The 18,823-nt window shown below is 65.2% G+C and carries 14 protein-coding genes; 2 read left to right on the plus strand and 12 right to left on the minus strand.

Annotated features, from left to right (window positions below; all coding sequences use genetic code 11):
- The first annotated feature begins 245 nt into the window (after window positions 1–245).
- Window positions 246–683, plus strand: a complete 438-nt coding sequence (locus tag KP004_RS14070; RefSeq protein WP_216799146.1) for a MarR family winged helix-turn-helix transcriptional regulator — start codon at window positions 246–248, stop codon at window positions 681–683.
- Between the two features lie 120 nt (window positions 684–803).
- On the plus strand, window positions 804–1,397 hold the full coding sequence (locus KP004_RS14075; RefSeq protein ID WP_216799147.1) for a YceI family protein: 594 nt from the start codon (window positions 804–806) through the stop codon (window positions 1,395–1,397).
- A 77-nt stretch (window positions 1,398–1,474) separates the two neighbouring features.
- Here the strand turns inward: KP004_RS14075 and KP004_RS14080 are convergent, their stop codons facing one another.
- The 12 genes from KP004_RS14080 to KP004_RS14135 all read right to left on the minus strand — a co-directional run bounded on the left by KP004_RS14080 (window position 1,475) and on the right by KP004_RS14135 (window position 18,466).
- A complete protein-coding gene (locus tag KP004_RS14080) occupies window positions 1,475–4,129 on the minus strand; it encodes a PAS domain-containing hybrid sensor histidine kinase/response regulator (protein WP_216799148.1) in 2,655 nt (884 codons plus the stop codon).
- 132 nt (window positions 4,130–4,261) lie between these two features.
- On the minus strand, window positions 4,262–5,893 hold the full coding sequence (locus KP004_RS14085; RefSeq protein WP_216799149.1) for a methyl-accepting chemotaxis protein: 1,632 nt from the start codon (window positions 5,891–5,893) through the stop codon (window positions 4,262–4,264).
- Window positions 5,894–6,250: 357 nt separating this feature from the next.
- Window positions 6,251–7,636: a sigma-54-dependent transcriptional regulator gene (locus tag KP004_RS14090; RefSeq protein WP_216799150.1), complete on the minus strand. Its 1,386-nt coding sequence runs from the start codon at window positions 7,634–7,636 to the stop codon at window positions 6,251–6,253.
- 70 nt (window positions 7,637–7,706) lie between these two features.
- Window positions 7,707–8,759, minus strand: a complete 1,053-nt coding sequence (locus KP004_RS14095; protein WP_216799151.1) for a protein-glutamate methylesterase/protein-glutamine glutaminase — start codon at window positions 8,757–8,759, stop codon at window positions 7,707–7,709.
- 3 nt (window positions 8,760–8,762) lie between these two features.
- A complete protein-coding gene (locus KP004_RS14100; RefSeq protein ID WP_216799152.1) occupies window positions 8,763–9,611 on the minus strand; it encodes a CheR family methyltransferase in 849 nt (282 codons plus the stop codon).
- On the minus strand, window positions 9,611–11,971 hold the full coding sequence (locus KP004_RS14105; RefSeq protein ID WP_216799153.1) for a HEAT repeat domain-containing protein: 2,361 nt from the start codon (window positions 11,969–11,971) through the stop codon (window positions 9,611–9,613). The genes KP004_RS14100 and KP004_RS14105 overlap by 1 nt, the downstream gene beginning before the upstream one ends.
- Complete coding sequence (locus KP004_RS14110) at window positions 11,955–12,896, minus strand: CheR family methyltransferase (RefSeq protein WP_216799154.1); 942 nt, start codon at window positions 12,894–12,896, stop codon at window positions 11,955–11,957. The genes KP004_RS14105 and KP004_RS14110 overlap by 17 nt, the downstream gene beginning before the upstream one ends.
- A gap of 1 nt (window position 12,897) precedes the next feature.
- Window positions 12,898–15,204, minus strand: a complete 2,307-nt coding sequence (locus tag KP004_RS14115) for a methyl-accepting chemotaxis protein (protein ID WP_216799155.1) — start codon at window positions 15,202–15,204, stop codon at window positions 12,898–12,900.
- A gap of 30 nt (window positions 15,205–15,234) precedes the next feature.
- A complete protein-coding gene (locus KP004_RS14120) occupies window positions 15,235–15,777 on the minus strand; it encodes a chemotaxis protein CheW (RefSeq protein WP_216799156.1) in 543 nt (180 codons plus the stop codon).
- A gap of 39 nt (window positions 15,778–15,816) precedes the next feature.
- Window positions 15,817–17,568: a chemotaxis protein CheA gene (locus tag KP004_RS14125; protein ID WP_239026816.1), complete on the minus strand. Its 1,752-nt coding sequence runs from the start codon at window positions 17,566–17,568 to the stop codon at window positions 15,817–15,819.
- Window positions 17,558–17,977: a response regulator gene (locus KP004_RS14130; protein ID WP_239026817.1), complete on the minus strand. Its 420-nt coding sequence runs from the start codon at window positions 17,975–17,977 to the stop codon at window positions 17,558–17,560. The genes KP004_RS14125 and KP004_RS14130 overlap by 11 nt, the downstream gene beginning before the upstream one ends.
- Before the next feature lie 72 nt (window positions 17,978–18,049).
- Complete coding sequence (locus KP004_RS14135) at window positions 18,050–18,466, minus strand: response regulator (RefSeq protein WP_216799157.1); 417 nt, start codon at window positions 18,464–18,466, stop codon at window positions 18,050–18,052.
- Window positions 18,467–18,823 lie beyond the last annotated feature (357 nt).

Genomic DNA, 18,823 nt, shown 5'->3' on the forward strand with positions numbered 1-18,823 from the left:
AACCATCATCGGCCTGCCACGGTTAGAAGCACCAGGCGTATTTTTCCATTAAAAGAGGGTCTTGACAAGCTTTACCATGCCTTGGCGCCTTGGCGGCTTTGCGTGAGGCATATGCTTTTATTATATGGTTTCAGGAACTTGGAGTTTTATAGCGTGGCGCGAAAAAAAATAGTTTGACATTTAATCATTCCAGTTGTAGCTTTAAATCATCAAAACGATGTTGCTTCTCAACGGAGAGAAAGATCATGAAAGAAGACGCCACGACAAAACTCGCATTGAACACCTACACCAAGCTGATGCGGGGTGCCGAGTCGGTAACCGGCCGGGTGGGACGCAAGATGTCGGATGCCGGCCTCACCATCAGCCAGTTCGGCGTGCTGGAGGCCCTGCTGCACAAGGGGCCCATGTGCCAGCGCGACGTGGCGTCCAAGATACTGAAAAGCACCGGCAACATCACCCTCGTCATCGACAACCTGGAAAAACAGGGACTGGTCCAGCGCGAACGCTCCCTGGAAGATCGCCGCTACTGCACCGTGCTGCTCACGGACAAAGGGCGCGCGCTGATCGAGACGACCTATGCCGAAGTCGAGGCCGCCATCGTCGCGGAGATGGGGGTGCTGACCGATGAAGAACAGGCAACACTGGGCAGGATCTGCAAGAAACTCGGTTTACGGGAGGGATAGCGAACGAAGAGATATCGGCAGAGCTTTTTTTTGACCAAATAGTTTAACATCAAAAGACACCAACTAAAAAGATAACAACTAAAACGAATCCGGCACACGGATCAGCAAAGGAGAATCACCATGAAAAGAACGATCGCAACCATAGCCGCAGTAGCAGCACTGGCACTCCCCGCCCTCGCCTCCGCCTCCACCTGGAACATCGACCCCGACCATTCCAGCGTCGGCTTCAAGGTCCGTCACCTCATGGTTTCCAACGTGAAAGGGAACTTCGAGAAGCACAAGGGGACCGTCGAGATCAACGACAAGGACATCACCAAGTCCAAGGTCAACGTCACCATCGACACCGCCTCGGTCAATACCAACGTGGCCAAGCGTGACGAGCACTTGAAAAGCCCCGACTTCTTCGACGTCGCCAAGTACCCGACCATGACCTTCACCTCCAAGAAGGTCGCCAAGGCCGGCAAGGGGAAACTCAAGGTGACCGGCGACCTCACCCTGCACGGCGTGACCAAGGAAGTGGTGCTGAACGTGGAAGGCCCGGCCAAGGAGAGCAAGGACCCGTGGGGTAACTTCAGAAGCGGCGTTACCGCCAGCACCAAGATCAACCGCAAGGACTTCGGCCTGGTCTACAACGCGGCGCTGGAAACCGGCGGCGTCGCGGTGGGCGAGGACGTCGACATCAACCTCGAGATCGAGATGATCAAGGCCAAGTAACGCGGCGGCCACGCCGCGAAGCAGTACGCATCAAAAAGAAAGCGCCTGTTCCTTGATTGGAACAGGCGCTTTTGTCTTCAGCCGTTGGCCCGGGACGTCCCCTCGCCGCTTGCCTCCGCCTGCTGGCGAGGACTGCTGCTGGTCAGGTTCTGCCACCCCTCGGCCTGCAGGCAGGCGATGGTCGCTTCAAGCTCCTGGCGGAAATCGGCGAGCACCCGGGTCAGATCACCCTCCCCTTTCAGGGCCGTTTCCAGCCGCTGCGCGGCCCCCCGCAGCGGCTGCGCCGCCAGCACTCCGGCGATTCCCTTCACCGAGTGGGCCAGCCGCGAGGCCTCCTCTCTGTTGCCGTCCCGTATCTCGCGCTCGATCTCGCCCCCCTGCCCCTGGTACTCGCGCTCGAACTGTTTCAAGAGGTCGCGGTAGAGCTTGCGATCGCCGCCGGTCTGCCGCACGCCGGTCTCGAAGTCGATCTTCGGCACCGGCTGCCGCTCCTCTACCTGTTCCTGCCCGCCGGCGGCAGCGACCGGGCCGCCCGCACGCGCGCTCTCCTGGCCGTCCAGCCAGACCGCGATGGCGCCGTACAGCGACTCGGGGGTAAAAGGCTTGGCCACATGCCCGTTCATGCCTGCCGCGAGGCTCGCGGCCACGTCGTGCTCCATGGCGTTGGCGGATACCGCCAGGATGGGGAGGGAATCGGTCCCCGGTTTGCCCAGCGCCCGGATCTCCCGCGTCGCGGTGAGGCCGTCCTTGCCAGGCATCCGGATGTCCATCAGCACCAGGTCGAAATCGCGGTGCCGCACCAGATCCACCGCCTCGTCGCCGTTGGAGGCGACCGTCACCTGCAGCCCCCCCCGCTCCAGCAAGGCGAGCGCGACCTTCTGGTTGAAGGGGTTGTCCTCGACCAGGAGGACCTGCTGTTGCCGAAACCGCGTGAACCCCGCCTCCTTCTTCCGCTCCACCCTGCTCTCCGCGGCGGCGATGCCGAAGGGAAGCCAGAACGAGAAGGTGCTGCCGAGCCCCGGGATGCTCTCGCACCAGATCTCCCCCTTCATCATGGTGGTGAGGCGCTTGCAGATGGCGAGCCCCAGGCCGGTCCCGCCGTGGCTGCGGGTGATCGAGCCGTCCAGCTGGGTGAAGGCCTGGAACAGCAGTGCCTGGTCCTCAGCCAGGATGCCGATCCCCGAATCGCGCACCGCGAAGATGAGCTCCGCCGTGCCGGGCTCCTTGCGCGCCAGCTTGACCGCGAGCTGGACGCTGCCGTGGCGGGTGAACTTGAGCGCGTTGCTCAAGAGGTTGTTGAGGATCTGGGCCAGGCGCATCGGGTCGCCGGTGAGCAGCTCCGGGATCTGGGGATCGAGCTCGACGCGCAGCTCGACCCCCTGCTGGCGCGCCCTCAGCGAGTAAACTGCCACCAGCTCGGCGACCACGTCCTGCAGCGAGAAGGCGACACGCTCGATCATGAGCTTGCCCGCCTCGATCTTGGAGAAATCCAGCACGTCGTTGATGATCCCCAACAGCAGATCGGCGGAAACCATCAGCGTCTGCAGGTATTCGCTCTGCCGGGGGGAGAGTTCCGTATCCCTGAGCAGATGCCCGGCCCCCACGATCGCGTTCATCGGGGTGCGGATCTCGTGGCTCATGTTGGCCAGGAAATCGCTCTTGGCGGCGGAGGCGCGGGCGGATTTGACCGCCAGCTCGTTGGCGCGCTGCACGGTCCTCACCAGTTGCCGGTTGGCCTCCTCCTGCAGCCGGGTACTCTCCAGGAGCGCCGCCTCGCCCTGCTTGCGCTGCGAGATGTCCAGCATGATCCAGACGTAGTGGGACAGCTCGCCCGCCTCGTCCAGGACAGGGGTTACCGTCACCTCCTGGTCCAGCGTCGTCCCGTCGTCCCGGGTCCCCAGGAGCTCTCCCTGCCAGGGGCGCCGCGCCTCCAGGCTTTCCGAAAGACTCTCCAGGAGCTCCGGGTCCCCCCCGAACAGCAGCAGCGGGTTCTTCCCCTGCAATTCCCCGGGGCCTGCGCCCAGGATCCGGCACAGCGCCTGGTTCACCCAGATGATCTTCTCCTGCCTGTCGGCGATGACGATGCCGTTCACCGCCGCATCCAATGCCGCGCCCTGCAGGCGCAGGCGCTCCTCCACCTCGCGCCTGCCGCTCACGTCCCGGAAGGTGAGCACGGCGCCGGGGCGGCTGCCGCGGGCGAGCGCGCTGCAGCTGAAGTCGGCGCTGAAGGAGCTGCCGTTCTTGCGCCACAGCAACTCGTTGCGGGAGCGCTGCCTCCTGCCCCCGGTGAAGGCGGGATGCAGCAGGCAGCTCACCTTCCCGCAGTGGCCGCAGTCGGGATCCTTGCCGTGGTGCATGACCTCGCGCAGGTCCCGCCCCACCAGCTCACCCTCCTGGTACCCCAGGAGTTCGTGCGCCGCCTGGTTGGCGAAGGTGACGCATCCGGCTCCGTCCACCGAAACCACCCCCTCCTCGACCGACTGCAGCAGCAGGGAGGCGTGCGGCCCGGCCTCGTCCAGGGGGGCGTCGCGCCGGACCATGAAGTGCCAGGCGAGGAACCAGCCTGAAACGGTGCAGGCGGCGGCAATGAGCAGCAGGGCCAACTGCCTCGGGTGGAAAGCGCCGGCTCCGAGCTGCATTTTTTCGAAGATGAGGCAGGTGAGCCCTCCCTGCAGGACCACCAGTGCCAGCGTGCTTATTATGGTTATTTTCAGGCTGCGTTCCGCGTGCATGACGCACCTCTGTCTTGTATCTCCGCGTCCCGGCAGGCATCGGCACCTGCAGGGACGTAGTTCTTTCTTCGGGAAAAGGGCGCGCCTCTTGAGTCGAATGTCGCGCCGGTGGTTTGTTCCGCCTCCCCGGCGCTAGGCGACCCTGAACCGTGCCACCAGTGTCTGCAGCTCGTCAGCCTGCCGGGCCAACTGTGCCGCCGCCATGGCGGTCTCCTCGGCGCCGCGCGCGGTGTGCTGCACCACGTCCGTGATCTGCTGGATGTTGGACGTGACCTCCGTGGTGGTAGCGGTCTGCTGCTCGGCGGCGGTGGCGATCTGGCTCACCTGCAGGGAAACCTCGCTGATGCACCTGAGGATTTCTTCCAGCGCCTGCCCGGAGCGTTGCGACGAAGCCGCACCCTTTTCGGCCTCCTGCACCCCCTCGTCCATGGCGCGCACCGCGTCGCGGGTCTCACCCTGGATCGCCTTGATCATCGCGCCGATTTCCTTGGTCGCCTTGCTGGTCCGCTCGGCCAGGGCCCGCACCTCGTCCGCCACCACCGCGAAGCCGCGTCCCTGCTCGCCGGCCCGGGCCGCCTCGATGGCCGCGTTCAAGGCCAGGAGGTTGGTCTGGTCCGCGATATCCTCGATGGTGCCGACTATGTCGCCGATCTCTTCGGAGCGCTGCCCCAGTGCCTCCACGGTCTTCGAGGTCCGGCGCACCCGGCCGGCGATCTCATCCATGCCGACGATGGTTTCCTGCACCACCTTGGCCCCCTGGTTGGCGGACTCGGTGGACTGACGGGAGGCCTCGGCGGCCAGGACGCAATTGCGGGCGATGTCGGCGCTTGTCGCGGCCATCTCCTCGCTGCCGGTGGCCACGGTACCGGTCTGGGAAGCGACTTCCTCGGCGCCGGTGGCGATCTGGGCGGAGGTGCCCTGCAACTGGGTCGAAGCCGAGGCGATGCTGCTGGAGATCTGCACGGTCTGGGAAACGAGCCCCCTCAGGCTCTGCACCATGTGCCCCATCGCCGCCTGGAGTTGGCCGGTCTCGTCCTTGGAATCGACCACTACATCGACGGTGAGGTCACCCTCGGCGAGGCGGTTGGCCACCTGCACGGCCTTGTCCAGGGGACGGGTGATCAGCCTCGTGATGACCACACCGAGCACCAGCGCAAGGATGAGCCCCAGTGCAAGCAGTGTTGCTATCATCTCCGCCGCCTGGGTGGCTGACTGTTCGTTTTTGTGCGCAGTCTGCTGGCCCTGGGTTTCCTTCAGCTGAATCAACTGGTCGAGCAATTTCTGCTGGCGAAGGGCGGCATCCTTGCCCACGCCGTGTAGGATCTCCTTAGCCTCGCTGCCCTTTCCCGCACGATCGAGCTCAAACATACGGTCCACGTACTTGAGGTAGTCGGCGCGCGCCACTGTGAACTCGTTGTAAAGTCTGCGCCCCTCCTCACTAGCTATGGTCTTCTCGTACTGAGCCGACAGCTCAGTTATTTTCTGCCGTAGCGCTACCGCGGTATCCACGTACTCCTTGCGCTTGGCCGTATCGGTCGTCTCCAGTGCGTCTCTCACATTGATCCTCACACGCTGGAAGGAGACGGCCATGCTCGCCAGCTCGCTCAGGGGGACGGTTACGGTCTCATAGGTTCTTTTGCCTTCCCTGTTGAGGTTGTTGGTGACCCTGATACCGATGTACCCGATTACCGCTGCTATAACGGCCACACAGGCAAAACCTACTGCCAGCTTCACGCCTACTTTAAGATCTCTGATCGTTTTCATGTCATGTCTCCCGTGCCTGAAGTAGTGGCGGCATCCTCCCGGGGGGAGGTTGTGGCGGCCGGTGCCGTCGCCGTGTCCCGTGTGGGACAATGAGGACCGCCTTGATCTTGTAGGAGCATAGCCGGTGCCAAAACCGTAACCTGCTGAATTACGGCACATTGAACCCAACCGGGACAATCCCGGTTGTCCCCCTGCGGGACAGTGTGTGCGCGAGCGGGACAAGCTGAGGGGGGACTGGCTCCGCCAGGTGCCTGTCCCCTTGGGGCAGAGAGGAGCGTTCCGCTAGAGGGACAGGCACCTGACGGAGCCAGTCCCTTCTGCCGCACAACGCCGGAAAGAGGATTCATCGAGAAGGGATCAGGAACGGTAGAAGGCCTTGCGGTTCACCTTGAGCAGTTGGGACGCCTTGGACTTGTTGCCGCCGCAGCGCTCGAGCGTGATGCCGAGGATCTGCTCGTTCAAGGCGTCGAGGGAAAGCTCATCGACGGGAAGGGTGAGGTGGTAGCTGACGCGACTGGCGTCGGCGGCGCCATCTTCATTGCCGGATTCCTGCACCGCCTCCGGCGCGGCGCCGGCAAGCCCCAGGTGGACGGGGCGGATCAACTCGTTGTCGGTGAGGATGGCGGCCCGCTCCAGGCAGTTGCGCAGCTCGCGGACGTTGCCCGGCCAGCGGTACTCGAGCATCACGTCCATGGCCTGCAGGGAGATCCCGGGCAGCGGCTTGCCCAGGTGCTGGCGCAGTTGCTCCAGGATGTGGCCGCACAGGATGGGGATGTCGTCCTTTCTCTGCGAAAGCGGCGGGATGGTCAGGGGGAAGACGTTGATGCGGTGGTAGAGGTCCTCGCGGAAGCGCCCTGCCTCCACCAGGTCCGCGAGGCTGCGGTTGGTGGCCACGATGACGCGGCAGGCGACGGGAATGGGGGTGTTGCTGCCGATCTTCTCGAAGACCCGCTCCTGGAGCACGCGCAGCAGCTTCGCCTGCAGGGGAAGCGGCATGTCCCCGATCTCGTCCAAGAGGATGGTCCCCTTCCTGGCCAGGCTGAACTTCCCTTCCCGGTCGCGGTCGGCACCGGTGAAGGCGCCGCGGACGTGCCCGAAGAGCTCGCTCTCCATCAGGTGCTCGGGGATGGCGGCGCAGTTGACGGCCACGAACTCGGCGGGGAGGCCGTTGCCGGCGAAGTGGATCGCCCGCGCCAGCACCTCCTTGCCGGAACCGCTCTCGCCGTAGATCGCCACCGTGGTCTGCCGTGCGGCGGCTACCCGCGCGGCCAGCTCCAGCACCTGCTTCATGGCCGGGTTCACCGTCACGATGCTCTGGAAGGTGAAGCGTTCGGTCAGAAGCCCCTTGATCTGCTCGTTCTCCTGGACCACGCGCTGGTAGTCCAGGGCGCGCCGGATGGTGATGCGCAGATCCTCCGGTTCGTAGGGTTTCTCCAGGTAATCGTAGGCGCCCCGGCGCATCGCCTCCACGGCACTCTCCACGCTGCCGTGCGCCGTGATCACGATGATGGGGGTTGCGGGATAGAGCTTCTGCACCGAACCGATCAGTTGCAGGCCGTCCATCCGGGGCATGACCAGGTCGGAGAGCACCAGGTCGACCGTCTGCCGCTCGAGGATCTCCAGCGCCTGCAGCCCGTCGGCCGCGGTGAGTACGTCGTAGCCGATCTCGCGCAGTTGGCGCTCCAAAAGGAAACGGAATACCGGTTCGTCGTCGACGGCAAGGATCTTGGTGGTGTGAGGCATGCGATGGGGCTCCGCGCGGTTTGAGGTTCACCCTCTTATCGGCAGATGCGGGAAGAGCTTGAGACCCTTACTAGACCATGGCGGTTATGGTATCGGCGACCTGGAACAGGGGGACCTGGGCATCCACGCTGACGGCTTGGGCGACCGCCTTGGGCATGCCGTAGACGATGGCGGTCTGCTCGGTCTCCACCACGACGCGCCCCCCCGCCTTCTTGATGGCCTCGGCGCCGGCGGCCCCGTCCTTCCCCATGCCGGTCAGCACGACCCCCAGGGCCCGGCCGCCGCAGACCTCGGCGGCGGACTCGAAGAGCGCGTCGACCGACGGGCAGTGCAGGTGCCCGCCCGGCACCGGGTCGAGCCAGACCTGGAGGGCGCCGTCCTTGCGCCGCAGCCGCATGTGCCACCCCGCCGGCGCGAGGTAGACGTTCCCCGCCAGCACGGTCTCGCCGTCGCTCGCCTCCCTGACCGTCAGCGCGCTGTTTCGGTCCAGCCGCGCGGCCAGCGATGTGGTAAAACCGGCCGGCATGTGCTGCACGATGAGGACCGGGCAGGGAGGCGGCTCGAGCCGGCTCAGGACCTGTTGCAGCGCCGGAGGCCCTCCGGTCGAGGTCCCAACGACCACCACCTCGGTGCAGGCGCTGTGCACCGCCTTCCCGGAAGGGAGCGCCGGTCCGGCCTTGCGCGCCGCGCCGCGCAGCTTTTCCAGGTCGACCCCGGCCGCCACCTTGATCTTGCCGGTCAGCTCCTTGGCCAGGGCGCCGATGTCCATGGCCCCTCCCGCAGAGCTCTTGTCGATGAAGTCAACGGCCCCGATCTCGAGGGCCTTCATGGTTTTCTCCCCCCCCTTGCCGGTCAGGCAGCTGAACATGATCACCGGCGCGGGGCATTCCTTCATGATCAGCTCCAGCGCGGAAAGCCCGTCCAGGACCGGCATCTGCACGTCGAGGGTGATCACGTCCGGGCGCAGCCCTCTGGCGAGCTCCACAGCGCTCTCGCCGTTGGCGGCGACGCCGACCACCTCGATCTCCTGGCTGTTCTCGAACATCCGCAGGATCGCGCGTCGCACGAAGGCGGAGTCGTCCACCACCAGGACCCTTATTTTTTTCTGCGATCCGGTCAACAAGCTTCAAACCCTCTTCTGATAGATGATGGCGCCCGGGAAACGAAGCGGCAGGTAGGACGCCTGGGTCCGGGACAGGGACTCCGAGTGCCCCAGGAACAGGTAGGATCCCGGTCCCTGCAACGCGCTGAAGTTGTCGACCACCCGTTGGACGGTCTGGTCGCCGAAGTAGATCAGCACGTTGCGGCACAGGATGACGTCGTACCGCTCCCCCCCGATGCTGTCGGCCAGGTCGAGCAGGTTCGCCTGGGTGAAGCTGGTCCATTTCCTGAGGATGTCCCGCACCACGTACCTGTCGCCCTGGCGCTTCAGGTACCGCTCGACCAGGTGCGGCTCGGTGGCCCAGAAGGCGCGCTCGCCGTAGCTTCCCTGCCGGGCCGCGTCCAGGACGCGGGTATCGATGTCGATGCCGGTTATGCGCACGTCCCAGTCCCAGGAGAAGCCCCCCGACTCCAACAGGAGCATGGCGAGGGTGTAGGCCTCCTCGCCGCTCGAGCAGCCGGCCGAGAGGATGCGCAGCGTGCGCTCCCCTTCGGCGAGTTTCTTTTCCTTGAGCGCCGGCAGCACCTCCTGCACCAGGACCGAGAGCTGCGCGGCCTCCCTGAAGAAGTAGGTTTCGTTGTTGGTGATGAGGGGGACCAGGCGCTGCACCTCCGCGCTTCTCATCGGCGAGAACTTGAGGTAGCTGTAATACTCGGCAAAGCTTCTCAGCCGCAACTCGTGCAGCCGCGGAGAAAGCCGGGCGGCCAGTCCCTTCTGCGTCCCCTCCTCCAGCACGAGTCCCATCGACTCCGCCACGTACTCCCTGATCAGCCTGAATTCGTCAGCCTGCATCGCGATCTTCGCAAGGGTCATCAAAGGTATTCCTGCTGCCCGAAACTCTTCAGGGCCAGCTCCGCCCGGGTCCGGACCTCGAGGCTGGCGTCGTCCTTTCTGACCTGGATCAGGCGCTTGAGCGGCAGCGAATCGTAGCAGTGGCACAGCGCGTCGATGACGGCGAGCCGGACGATCTCGCTCTCGTCGTCCAAGAGCTCCAACAAGGGGTCCACGCTCCTGCGGTCGGCGATCTTCCCGATCACGTCGATCACCCGCTCGCGCAGCTCGGCCTTGTAGTTCTTCTTCATGAGACGGTGCAGCCAGGGAAGCCCGGCGCGCCCGAAGGCCACCAGCGCCTCGAAGGACTGCCTCCCCACCTCCGGGTCGTCGAGCAGCGCCACCAGTTCCGGCACGGTAACGGGGTTACGCAGCTCCCCGAGCACGGTGATGGCGTGCTTGCGCACCATGGCATCGGCATCGTTGACCCCCTTCAAGAGCAGCGGCAGCTCGCGTCCCCCGCCGATCTTGCCCAGCACGCGCAGCGCCGCGATGCGCACGCTCCAGTGCGGGTCGGCCACCGCGTCCTCGACCCCCTTGAGCGACTCCTGGTCCGCCAACTCCCCCAGGGTGTAGACGGCAAGCCGTCTGAAATCGGGATCGGCGTGTTTCAGGTAGCGCCTGAGGATCAGGTCCGATGCCTCCTTGTAGGCGAGCTTGCCGAGGGTTTCCACGATGGCGTACTCGAGCTGGCGAGACACCCCGTTGGAAAGGTACCCGACCAGGAAGCTCCCCGCGTCACGCGCCCCCATGTCCCCAAGGGCCCGGATCACGCAGTAGTCGAGGTCCTCCCGGCCGCTTCCCAGAAGGGCCAGCAGCTCGTCCAGGAGCATGGTCTCCCCCAGTTCCGCCGCGGCGAGAACCGCCGCCTCGCGCACCGGCTCCTCGGGGTCGCACAGCGCCCGGCACAAGAGCGGCACCGCCGGGACGACCTGCTGCCTGCCGATGGAACGCACCAGTTCCGCCCGCACCTCGGGCTCGTCGTCCTGGCAGAGCAGGCGCAGGTTCTCGATCCCCCCTCCCTGCTTCAGGCATCCAAGCAGCATGGCGGCCCGGCGCCGCGACGTGGCCGCCGGAGAGTGCGCCAACTGGTCGAAAAGCTCCAGCACGGGCCCGAGACGGTGGCGGGCCAGCACCTCGGCCGCCTGCTGCGCCAAGGCGTCGCTCCCCTCGGCCAGAAGGTGCTGCAGTTGCGGCAAAAGCGACTCCTCCGGGAACGATTGCAGCGTCTCCAGCACCTCGAGCTGCACCGCCTCCTCGTCCTGCGCCAAAAGGCGCGCCAGCTCGCCCGCCGCGCAGGGGATCCCCAGCCAGCGCAGCGCACGCAGGGCGACCAGGCGCACCGCCGCGCTGTCGTGGCTCAGGGCGGCCAGCAGCTTGTCTTCGGCGCCCCTCCCCAGGCAGAGCACGGCGTTCTCGACCACCTGGTAGTTGCGCTCGTCGTTCAAAAGCCCGAAGAAACCGTCCAGGGCGGAAAGCTCCCCCATCGCCCCCAGCAGTACCGCCGCCGCCTGGCACGACTCGGGGTCGCCGCTTTCCCACAGCATCGACTTGAGCCTTTCCACGCCGCGCGCGGAGAGGAGCTGGCGCAGCTGTTCCTGCTGGCTCCCCATGGCGATCCTGTTCTTGTAGCTCTCCTGGTCGTTCAGGCTGTTGTTGATGGAAGCCATGGAGCGCGCCACGCTGCGCGCGAGCTCATCTTCCACGAAAGGGAGAATCCCGGCCAGCGCGTACAGGGCGCGGTGATCCCCGGCCTTGCCCAGCGCCTCGACCACGGCGCCGCGCAGAAGCTCGTTATCGAGCAGCGGCAGAAGGTGCGGCACGGCGCGGTAGTCCCGCAGCTCGCCGATGGCGCAGATGGCCGGGTACTGCAGCCAGAAATCCCCTTTCAACAGTTCCAGAAGCGGTACCAGCGCGCTGCGGTCGCCGATCTTGCCCAGCGCCTCGGCCGCGGAGTGGCTCACGTTGCTGTCCGTGTCGGCCAGCGCGCGGATCAGGTGCTCCACCGCGTCGCGGCTGCCGATGTCGCCCAGCATCACCGCGCTGAAGTTGCGGATCTCCTCGTCATCGTCGGCAAGAAGCAGGTTCAGGCGCGGCACCGCTTCCCCCCCGATCTTGACCAGCACCTCCATGGCGCCGTTTCTCAGGTCGGCGTTGTCGTTGTCGCGCACCGCCGCCTCCAGAACGGGGTAGATCGCGTCCAGGCCGCGGCCGATGATGGTGTCGAGGGCCTCGCTCTTGCGCCCGCGCTCGGCATCGCCGACGAAGAGGAGCAGCTCGGGTAGTGAACGTTCCTGCAAGCGGATCAGTTCGGCGCCAACGGGGTCATAAGAATGAAGCATGTTCCGTGTTCTCCAGTTTGCGGTAGACGAGACAGCTGGCATCGGGGACAGCGGCGAGGTCGTGGCTGAAAAGGTGCAGCGGCTCGGCGTCGCCGGTGAAAAGGTGTCCCCCCGGGGCCAACAGCCGCGAGAGGGTTTCCACGAGGAGCTGCTGGCAGCTCGGTGCGAAGTAGATCATGACGTTGCGGCAGAAGACGACGTCGAAGCCGCCCCAGCCGGTGACGAACTCCGGGGGAAGCTCCCCCCCCATGAGCTGGTTCAGGTTGAGCGGGATGAACCGCACCAGCGACCTCAGTTCCTCCCCCACGAAGGCGCCGCCGGCGGTGGCCGCGAAGTATTTCTGGATCAGGTGGGGCGGGATGTTCTGGAGCCGGTCCGTTTCGTAGTACCCCACCCGCGCCGCATCGAGACAGCTCTTGCTGATGTCGCCGGCCACGATCTCGATGTCCCAGGCCTTGGGGTAGCGCAGCCCCTCCAATAGTGTCATGGCGACGGTGTAGGGCTCCTCCCCCGTGGAACAGCCGGCGCACAGAACGCGCAGCTTCATGACCTTCTCGCCGGAGTCCTTGCCACTTTCCCCCCACGAGCGCATCAGTTCGCGCCCCCGGACCAGCTCCAGCTCAGGGAGCACCACCTGACGCAGGTGGCCGAACTGGTCCGGGTTTCTGAAGAAGAAGGTCTCGTTGATGGTCATCAGGTCGAGCAGGGATGCGTACTCGGCCGGGGTCCGTTCCAGGTGGTCCAGGTAGGACTGGTAGTCGGCGAGCCCCAGCTGCGCCAGCCGGGTTTCCAGCCGCTGCCTGAACAGGGAGAGCTTGCGCGGGCCGAAGTAGAGCCTGCTCCTCTGGAAGACCCGTTCCCGGATCCGCTCCAGGTACGGGTCCGGTGTTTCGACCCGGCATGCCAGGTTCCCTACCGTTTCCATGTCAGGCCACCTTGAAGGTCCCTACCAGCGCCGTCATCTCGTCGGCCTGCTGGGTCAGGTTCTGCGCCGCGCGCGAGAGCTGCTCGACGGCGGAGAGGTTTTCCCTCGTGATGTCGCTGATGTTGTCCATGGCGACCACCACCATCTCGCCCCCCTTCTTCTGTTCGGCGGTGGCGTTGGCCACCGACTGGGTCATGGCGGTCATGCTGTTCACCGCGGCCACGATCTGGCGCGCGGAGAGGGACTGCTCCCGGGTGGCCAGGGTCACCTGGCTGGTCACCTGGTTCATGTTCTCCACCGCGATGCGGATCTGGCGGCTCCCCAGTGCCTGCTCCTTGGCGGAGCCGGTCACCTCCTGGGTCAGCTGGTTCATCCGCTCCACGGCGATCCTGATCTGCCTGCCGCCGGTCGCCTGCTCGCGGGCGGCGTTGGCCACCACGTCGGAGGCCCCGCTCATCTGCTCCACCGCCCTGAGCACTTGGCTGGAGGCGTTGGACTGCTCGGCGGTCATGCGGGCGATGTCGGACATGAGGGTGCTGGTGCGATCGATGCTGGAGACGATGTTCTCCAGCGAGTTCCCCGCCAGGGTGATCAGCTCCATGGAATTCTTCGCCTCCTGCGAGGCGATCTCGCCGAACTTCACCGACTCGCCGGTGTCGGCCTGCACCTGGCGGATCACCAGGGCGATCTCCTTGGTGGCCCCCATGCTGCGCTCGGCGAGCTTTCTCACCTCGTCCGCCACCACGGCGAAGCCGCGCCCGGCGTCACCGGCGCGCGCCGCCTCGATGGCGGCGTTCAGGGCCAGGAGGTTGGTCTGGTCGGCGATCTCGCCGATCACCTTGACGATGTTGCCGATCTCCTCGGAGCGCCGCCCCAGGGTGAGGATCGAGTCCGAGGTCTTCTCGATCACCTCGGCCACGCGTCCCATGGCGGCGACCGCCTGCTGCCCCGCCTCGAGGCCGGCGTTCCCCTCCTTGGCCGCCCCCTTGGCCACCTGGTCCGCCTCCTCGACGTTCCTCGCCACCTGCCGGATCGAGGCAGCCATCTCCTCGATGGTGGAGGAGGAATCCGCCACCACCTTCTGCAGCTCCTGGGAGTTGCTCGCCACCTGGTCGATGGAGACGGTGATCTGCTCGATGGTCGCGGAGGTCTCGGCGACCGAGGTCATCAGCTCGTCGGCGTTTGTCGCGACGTTCTCGATGGAGATGGTCATCTGCTCGATGGTGGCCGAGGTCTCGGCGACCGCGCTCGCCATCACGTCTGCGCTCTTCGCCACCTGCTCGCTGGAAACGCCCAGTTCCTCGATGGAGGAGGAAACCTCGTCCGCGTTGGCGGCCAGCGAATCGGCGTTACCGGCCACGGTCTGGATGGAGGCCGCCATCTGCACCATGGTGGCCGAGGTCTCCTCGGTGGCCGAGGCCTGCCCGTGCGCCGACTTGGTGAGCTGCTGGGTGTTGGCGGAGATCTGCCCCGCCGCGGAGGCCACCTCACCGGAGGTGCCCCGGATCTTGCCGATCATGGTCATGAGGTTCTGCACCATGGTCTGCATGGCGGCCAGGAGCTCGCCCACCTCGTCCTTCGAGTTCACCTCGACCGCCACGGTGAGATCGCCCTGGGCGACGGTCTTCGCCACCTCGACCGCCGCGTTGATGGGAGCGGTGATGCTGCGGGTGATCAAAAAGCTCACCAGGATCCCCACCACGAGGCTCACCAGAATGCTGCCCAGGACCAGGAGCGTCACGTGCCGGGAGAGGTCGATCATCACCTTCTCCTGATTGTCCATGCGATGGTGGCTGACTTCAGACAACTCGTTGACGGCACTCTCAAACTTGTGAATCCCCGCCTTGTACGGCTCGATGGCGGCGTTGGCCTGGGCCGGGGTCTTGATGCGCCCCGCCTCGATCCCCTGGTAGATCTTGTTGAAGCCGGCCTCGTAATTGGCGAGTTCCTCCTTCAGTGTCTTGACCCCTTCCTTCTCGTTGCGCAGGACCACGACTTGCTCCAGCTCCTTCAAGTGACTCCCCAGCTCCTCGCGCTGGTCTTGCCACTTTTTCATATACTCGGTCTCGTGTTGGCGGTCGCCGAGATTGAGGAAGAGGTCCTTCTCGTAGCGGCGCATGCCAATCACATGAGCCCGCGCCTGTGCCGCGTTTTCCGAAACGGCGGCGTCCCCCTGCAGCATGGCGATGGTGGTCTGGGTACTCTCCCTCACCCCCCAGTAGCCGGTGCCGCCGACCGCGACCACGATGAGCAGCATGATACCGAAACCAAGGCCGAGCCGGCCCCCAATGCGAACGTTCTTTAACATCTCCTTCTCCTTTACTGGTAGTGCCCCGTGCTAGAGCAGCAGTGCGCGGTTGAGGTTCAAGATGATGACCAGGCGGGTGTCGAGCTTCGCCATGCCCCGGATGTAGCTCGCCTCGGGGGTGGTGGCGTCCTCGGGCATCTCCTCCACGAGGCTGGTCGAGAACTGGATCACCTGGCGCACCGAATCGACCAGCATCCCCAGGCGCTTCTCGCCCAGTTCCACCACCACGATGCGCTGTTCCTCGTTTGCCTCGATGTCGGGGCGGGCAAAACGCCGGCGCAGGTTCACTACCGGGATGATCTTGCCGCGCAGGTTGATGACCCCCTCGACGTGGGAGGGGGCACCGGGGACCTCGGTGATGCCGCCCCCGCGGATGATCTCCTGGACGCTGTTGATGTCGACGCCATACTCCTCCTTGCCCAGCCGGAAGGTGACCAGTTGCAGCGTCCCGCCCCCCTGGGCGGCGGAGTTCAGCACCGTACCCCGGTCCACCTCCTCCTGGGCCTGTTCGATGAACCGGGCCAGCACGTCTTCGGCGAGCCCGGAGCTGGGGAGGATAAATTGCTCTGCCATGCCTTTCTCCTTTGCGATTTCTACTTACGCCTTACGGGGTCAGCGCCCCAGTATCGAAGGTATGTCGATGATGAGCGAGACCCTGCCGTCGCCGAGCACGGTGCCGCCGGAGATCCCGGGCAGCTCGCCCAGGTAGTCGTCCAGTCCCTTGATGACGATCTCCTGCTGGCCGACCAGCCGGTCCACCACGAGTCCCCCCTTCTTGTCGCCGCTGGCGACCACCACCACGTACTCCTGCTCCCGCTGCTCGGCGCTCTCCCGGCCGAAGAAGCGGTCCAGCCGGTACAGGGGGAGCACCCGGTCGCGCAGCATGATCACCTCGCCGCTGCCGGTGTCGTGGCACTCCTCCGCCTGCACCTGGACGCTCTCCAGCACTCCGGAGAGCGGCACCGCGTAGGTCTCGCCCGCCACCTCCACCATCAGCGCGGTGATGATGGCCAGGGTCAGGGGGAGCATCATGGTGAAGGTGGTGCCGCGCCCGACCTTCGACTCGATCTCGATGATGCCGTTCAAGGAGGAGACAATCTTCTTCACCACGTCGAGCCCGATGCCGCGGCCGGAGGTCTCGGTCACCTCGCTCCTGGTCGAGAAGCCGGGGACGAAGACCAGTTGCAAAAGCTCCGCCTCGCTCATGGCCCGGGCCGCTTCCGGCTCCAGCACGCCGCGGGCGACGGCCTTTTTCCGGATCTCCTCCGGGTCCATGCCGCCGCCGTCGTCGGAAACGGAGATGACGATGTGGTTGCTCTCGTGGCGCGCCCCGAGCGTCAGGGTGCCGGCAGCCTGCTTGCCGCGGGCGCGCCGTTCAGCGGGGGTCTCCAGGCCGTGGTCCACGGCGTTTCTGATCAGGTGCAACAGGGGCTCCCCGATCTCGTCCAGGACCGTCTTGTCCAGCTCGGTATCCTCCCCGGTTAGGAGCAGGCGCACCTCCTTGCCGTGGCTGACCGAGAGGTCGCGTACCAGGCGCTGGAAGCGCTGGAACACGCTCTTCACCGGGAGCATGCGCACCTTCATGATGGACTGGCGCAGATCGTCGGTGCTCTTGCCGATCAGCTGGCTGGTCTCGTTGAAGGCGTTCAGGAGCTCCCGGTCGGTCACCTGCTCGCGCAGACGCTTTTCGAGGGTGGCGAGGGCGGTGCGCTGGATGACCAGCTCCCCCATGAGGTTCAAAAGTTCGTCCAGCTTCTCGAAGTTCACCTTCAAGGTGCTGCTTTTCTGGGTGATGTAGCCGAACTGCGCCGGGGTGGCGGAGCGGGAAGGGACGGGGTCGGCGGCCGGTGCGGCGGTGGTTGCGGTCGCCGTTGCCGGTGCGGTCTGTGCGGCTGCGGGTGCGTTTGCCGTGGCGGCTGCGGGTTCGGTTGCGGGTTCCGGCGCGGGGCGGGTCGCGGCCTCAGGTGCGGCCCGCAGCGCTTCGAGGGCGCTCTCTTCGACGGCGAAGTCGAGCCCGGTGTCAGGAGACTCGGCGAAGCGAAACAGGGCGGAACGGAGCGCGTTGATGCCGCCGTAGAGGGCGCCGAAGAGGGCGGGGCCCAGCGCGAGCACGCCGGCGCCGGTCTCCTTCATCACCTCTTCCAGCCGGTGCACGTACTGCTGCAGCGGGACAAGCCCCATCATGCCGGAGTTTCCCTTGAGGGTATGCAGGTGCCCCTGGATCAGGGTGACCAGTTCGCCGTCGCAGCCGTCGGGAGCGCGCCGCTCCAGTTCGAGGAGAAATCCTTCCACCGCGTCCAGGTGCCCGCCGGCGTCCTCGACGAAGTCTCCGATCAGGGCCGTGAAATCGCACTCACCGCTCAAGGGCCGTCTCCTTGACCTGCTCCACGCAGGTCTCGCTCGCCTGCAGTACCTTTACGATCACCTCGTGCAGTTGGCTCGGGGTGAAGGGCTTGGTCAGGTAACCGTTCGCGCCCAGCTTGAGCCCCTGCACGGTGTCGGCCTCCTTCCCCTCGGTGCTGACGATGACCACCGGGACCCGCTCGGTAATCCCCAGCGCCGCGGCCTTCTCCAGAAACTGCACCCCGTTCATCACCGGCATGTTGATGTCCAAAAGCACGAGCTGCACGTCGTCCTGCTGCGCCAGGATGTCAAGGGCCTCCTGCCCGTTTTTGGCGTCGAGCACCTGGCACCGGTAGCGCGCCAGGACCAGGTGGTACATCTGGTGGATCAGCGCCGAATCGTCGACTACGAGAACCTTGTTCAACATCATCTCATTCCCTTTCCATGCATGGCGCCTCCCGGCATCGAGTGCCGGCGGGCCCGGACGGCCGCGGCCGTGGCGTTACAGGATATTGGCGCAGCGGCGCTGGTCGAGGTCGGCGACGGCGCCGGAGGTGAGCAGCTTATCGATCAGCTCGTGCAGCAGGGTGGGGTTGAAGGGCTTCTTGACGTATCCCTTCGCGCCCAACTGCAGGCCGCGGATGGTATCGCTCTCCTTGCCTTCGGTGCTGATGATGACGACCGGAATCCTGCGGGTGTAGCCGAGCGCGCCGGCCTTCTCCAGAAACTGCACACCGTTCATCACCGGCATGTTGATGTCGAGCAGGATGAGCTGGACGTCCTGGTGCCTCTCCAGAAGGTCGAGCGCCTGCTGCCCGTCCATGGCGTCGAGAATCTCGCAGTTATAGCGGTTCAAAACCAGGCGGTACATCTTGTGGATCATTTCCGAATCATCGACTACCAGCACCTTCTTAAGCATCGTGCACCTCGTTTTCCCTTTCGACTATTCCGCCGTTCGCGCATCTAGGCCTCAAAGGCGGGAGCGGCAGAGCGGCTTACCGGAATGCGGTTCATCCCGCACGTCACCGGACTGGCAAGTGCCGTGCCAGCACGGAGAAACCTGCGGATTTCCCTACTGGACGGCACTTGCAAAGAAATCGAAGTATGGGGGGGGACGCTGACGGGAGCAAGAAACCTTGACAGGCGGAGCAGAGCAGCCGAAGTTTTCATTAAACAGCAAGCGTTTACACGAAGTAGCAAGAAAAGTTGACAGGGCAAGAAATCTTGCCCTTAAGATGGGATGCGGCAGTGGAGGGAACGGATCTTGGGGCTAAAT

Origin of the sequence: Geomonas oryzisoli, assembly GCF_018986915.1 — a bacterium.
GTDB classification, from domain to species: Bacteria; Desulfobacterota; Desulfuromonadia; order Geobacterales; family Geobacteraceae; genus Geomonas; species Geomonas oryzisoli.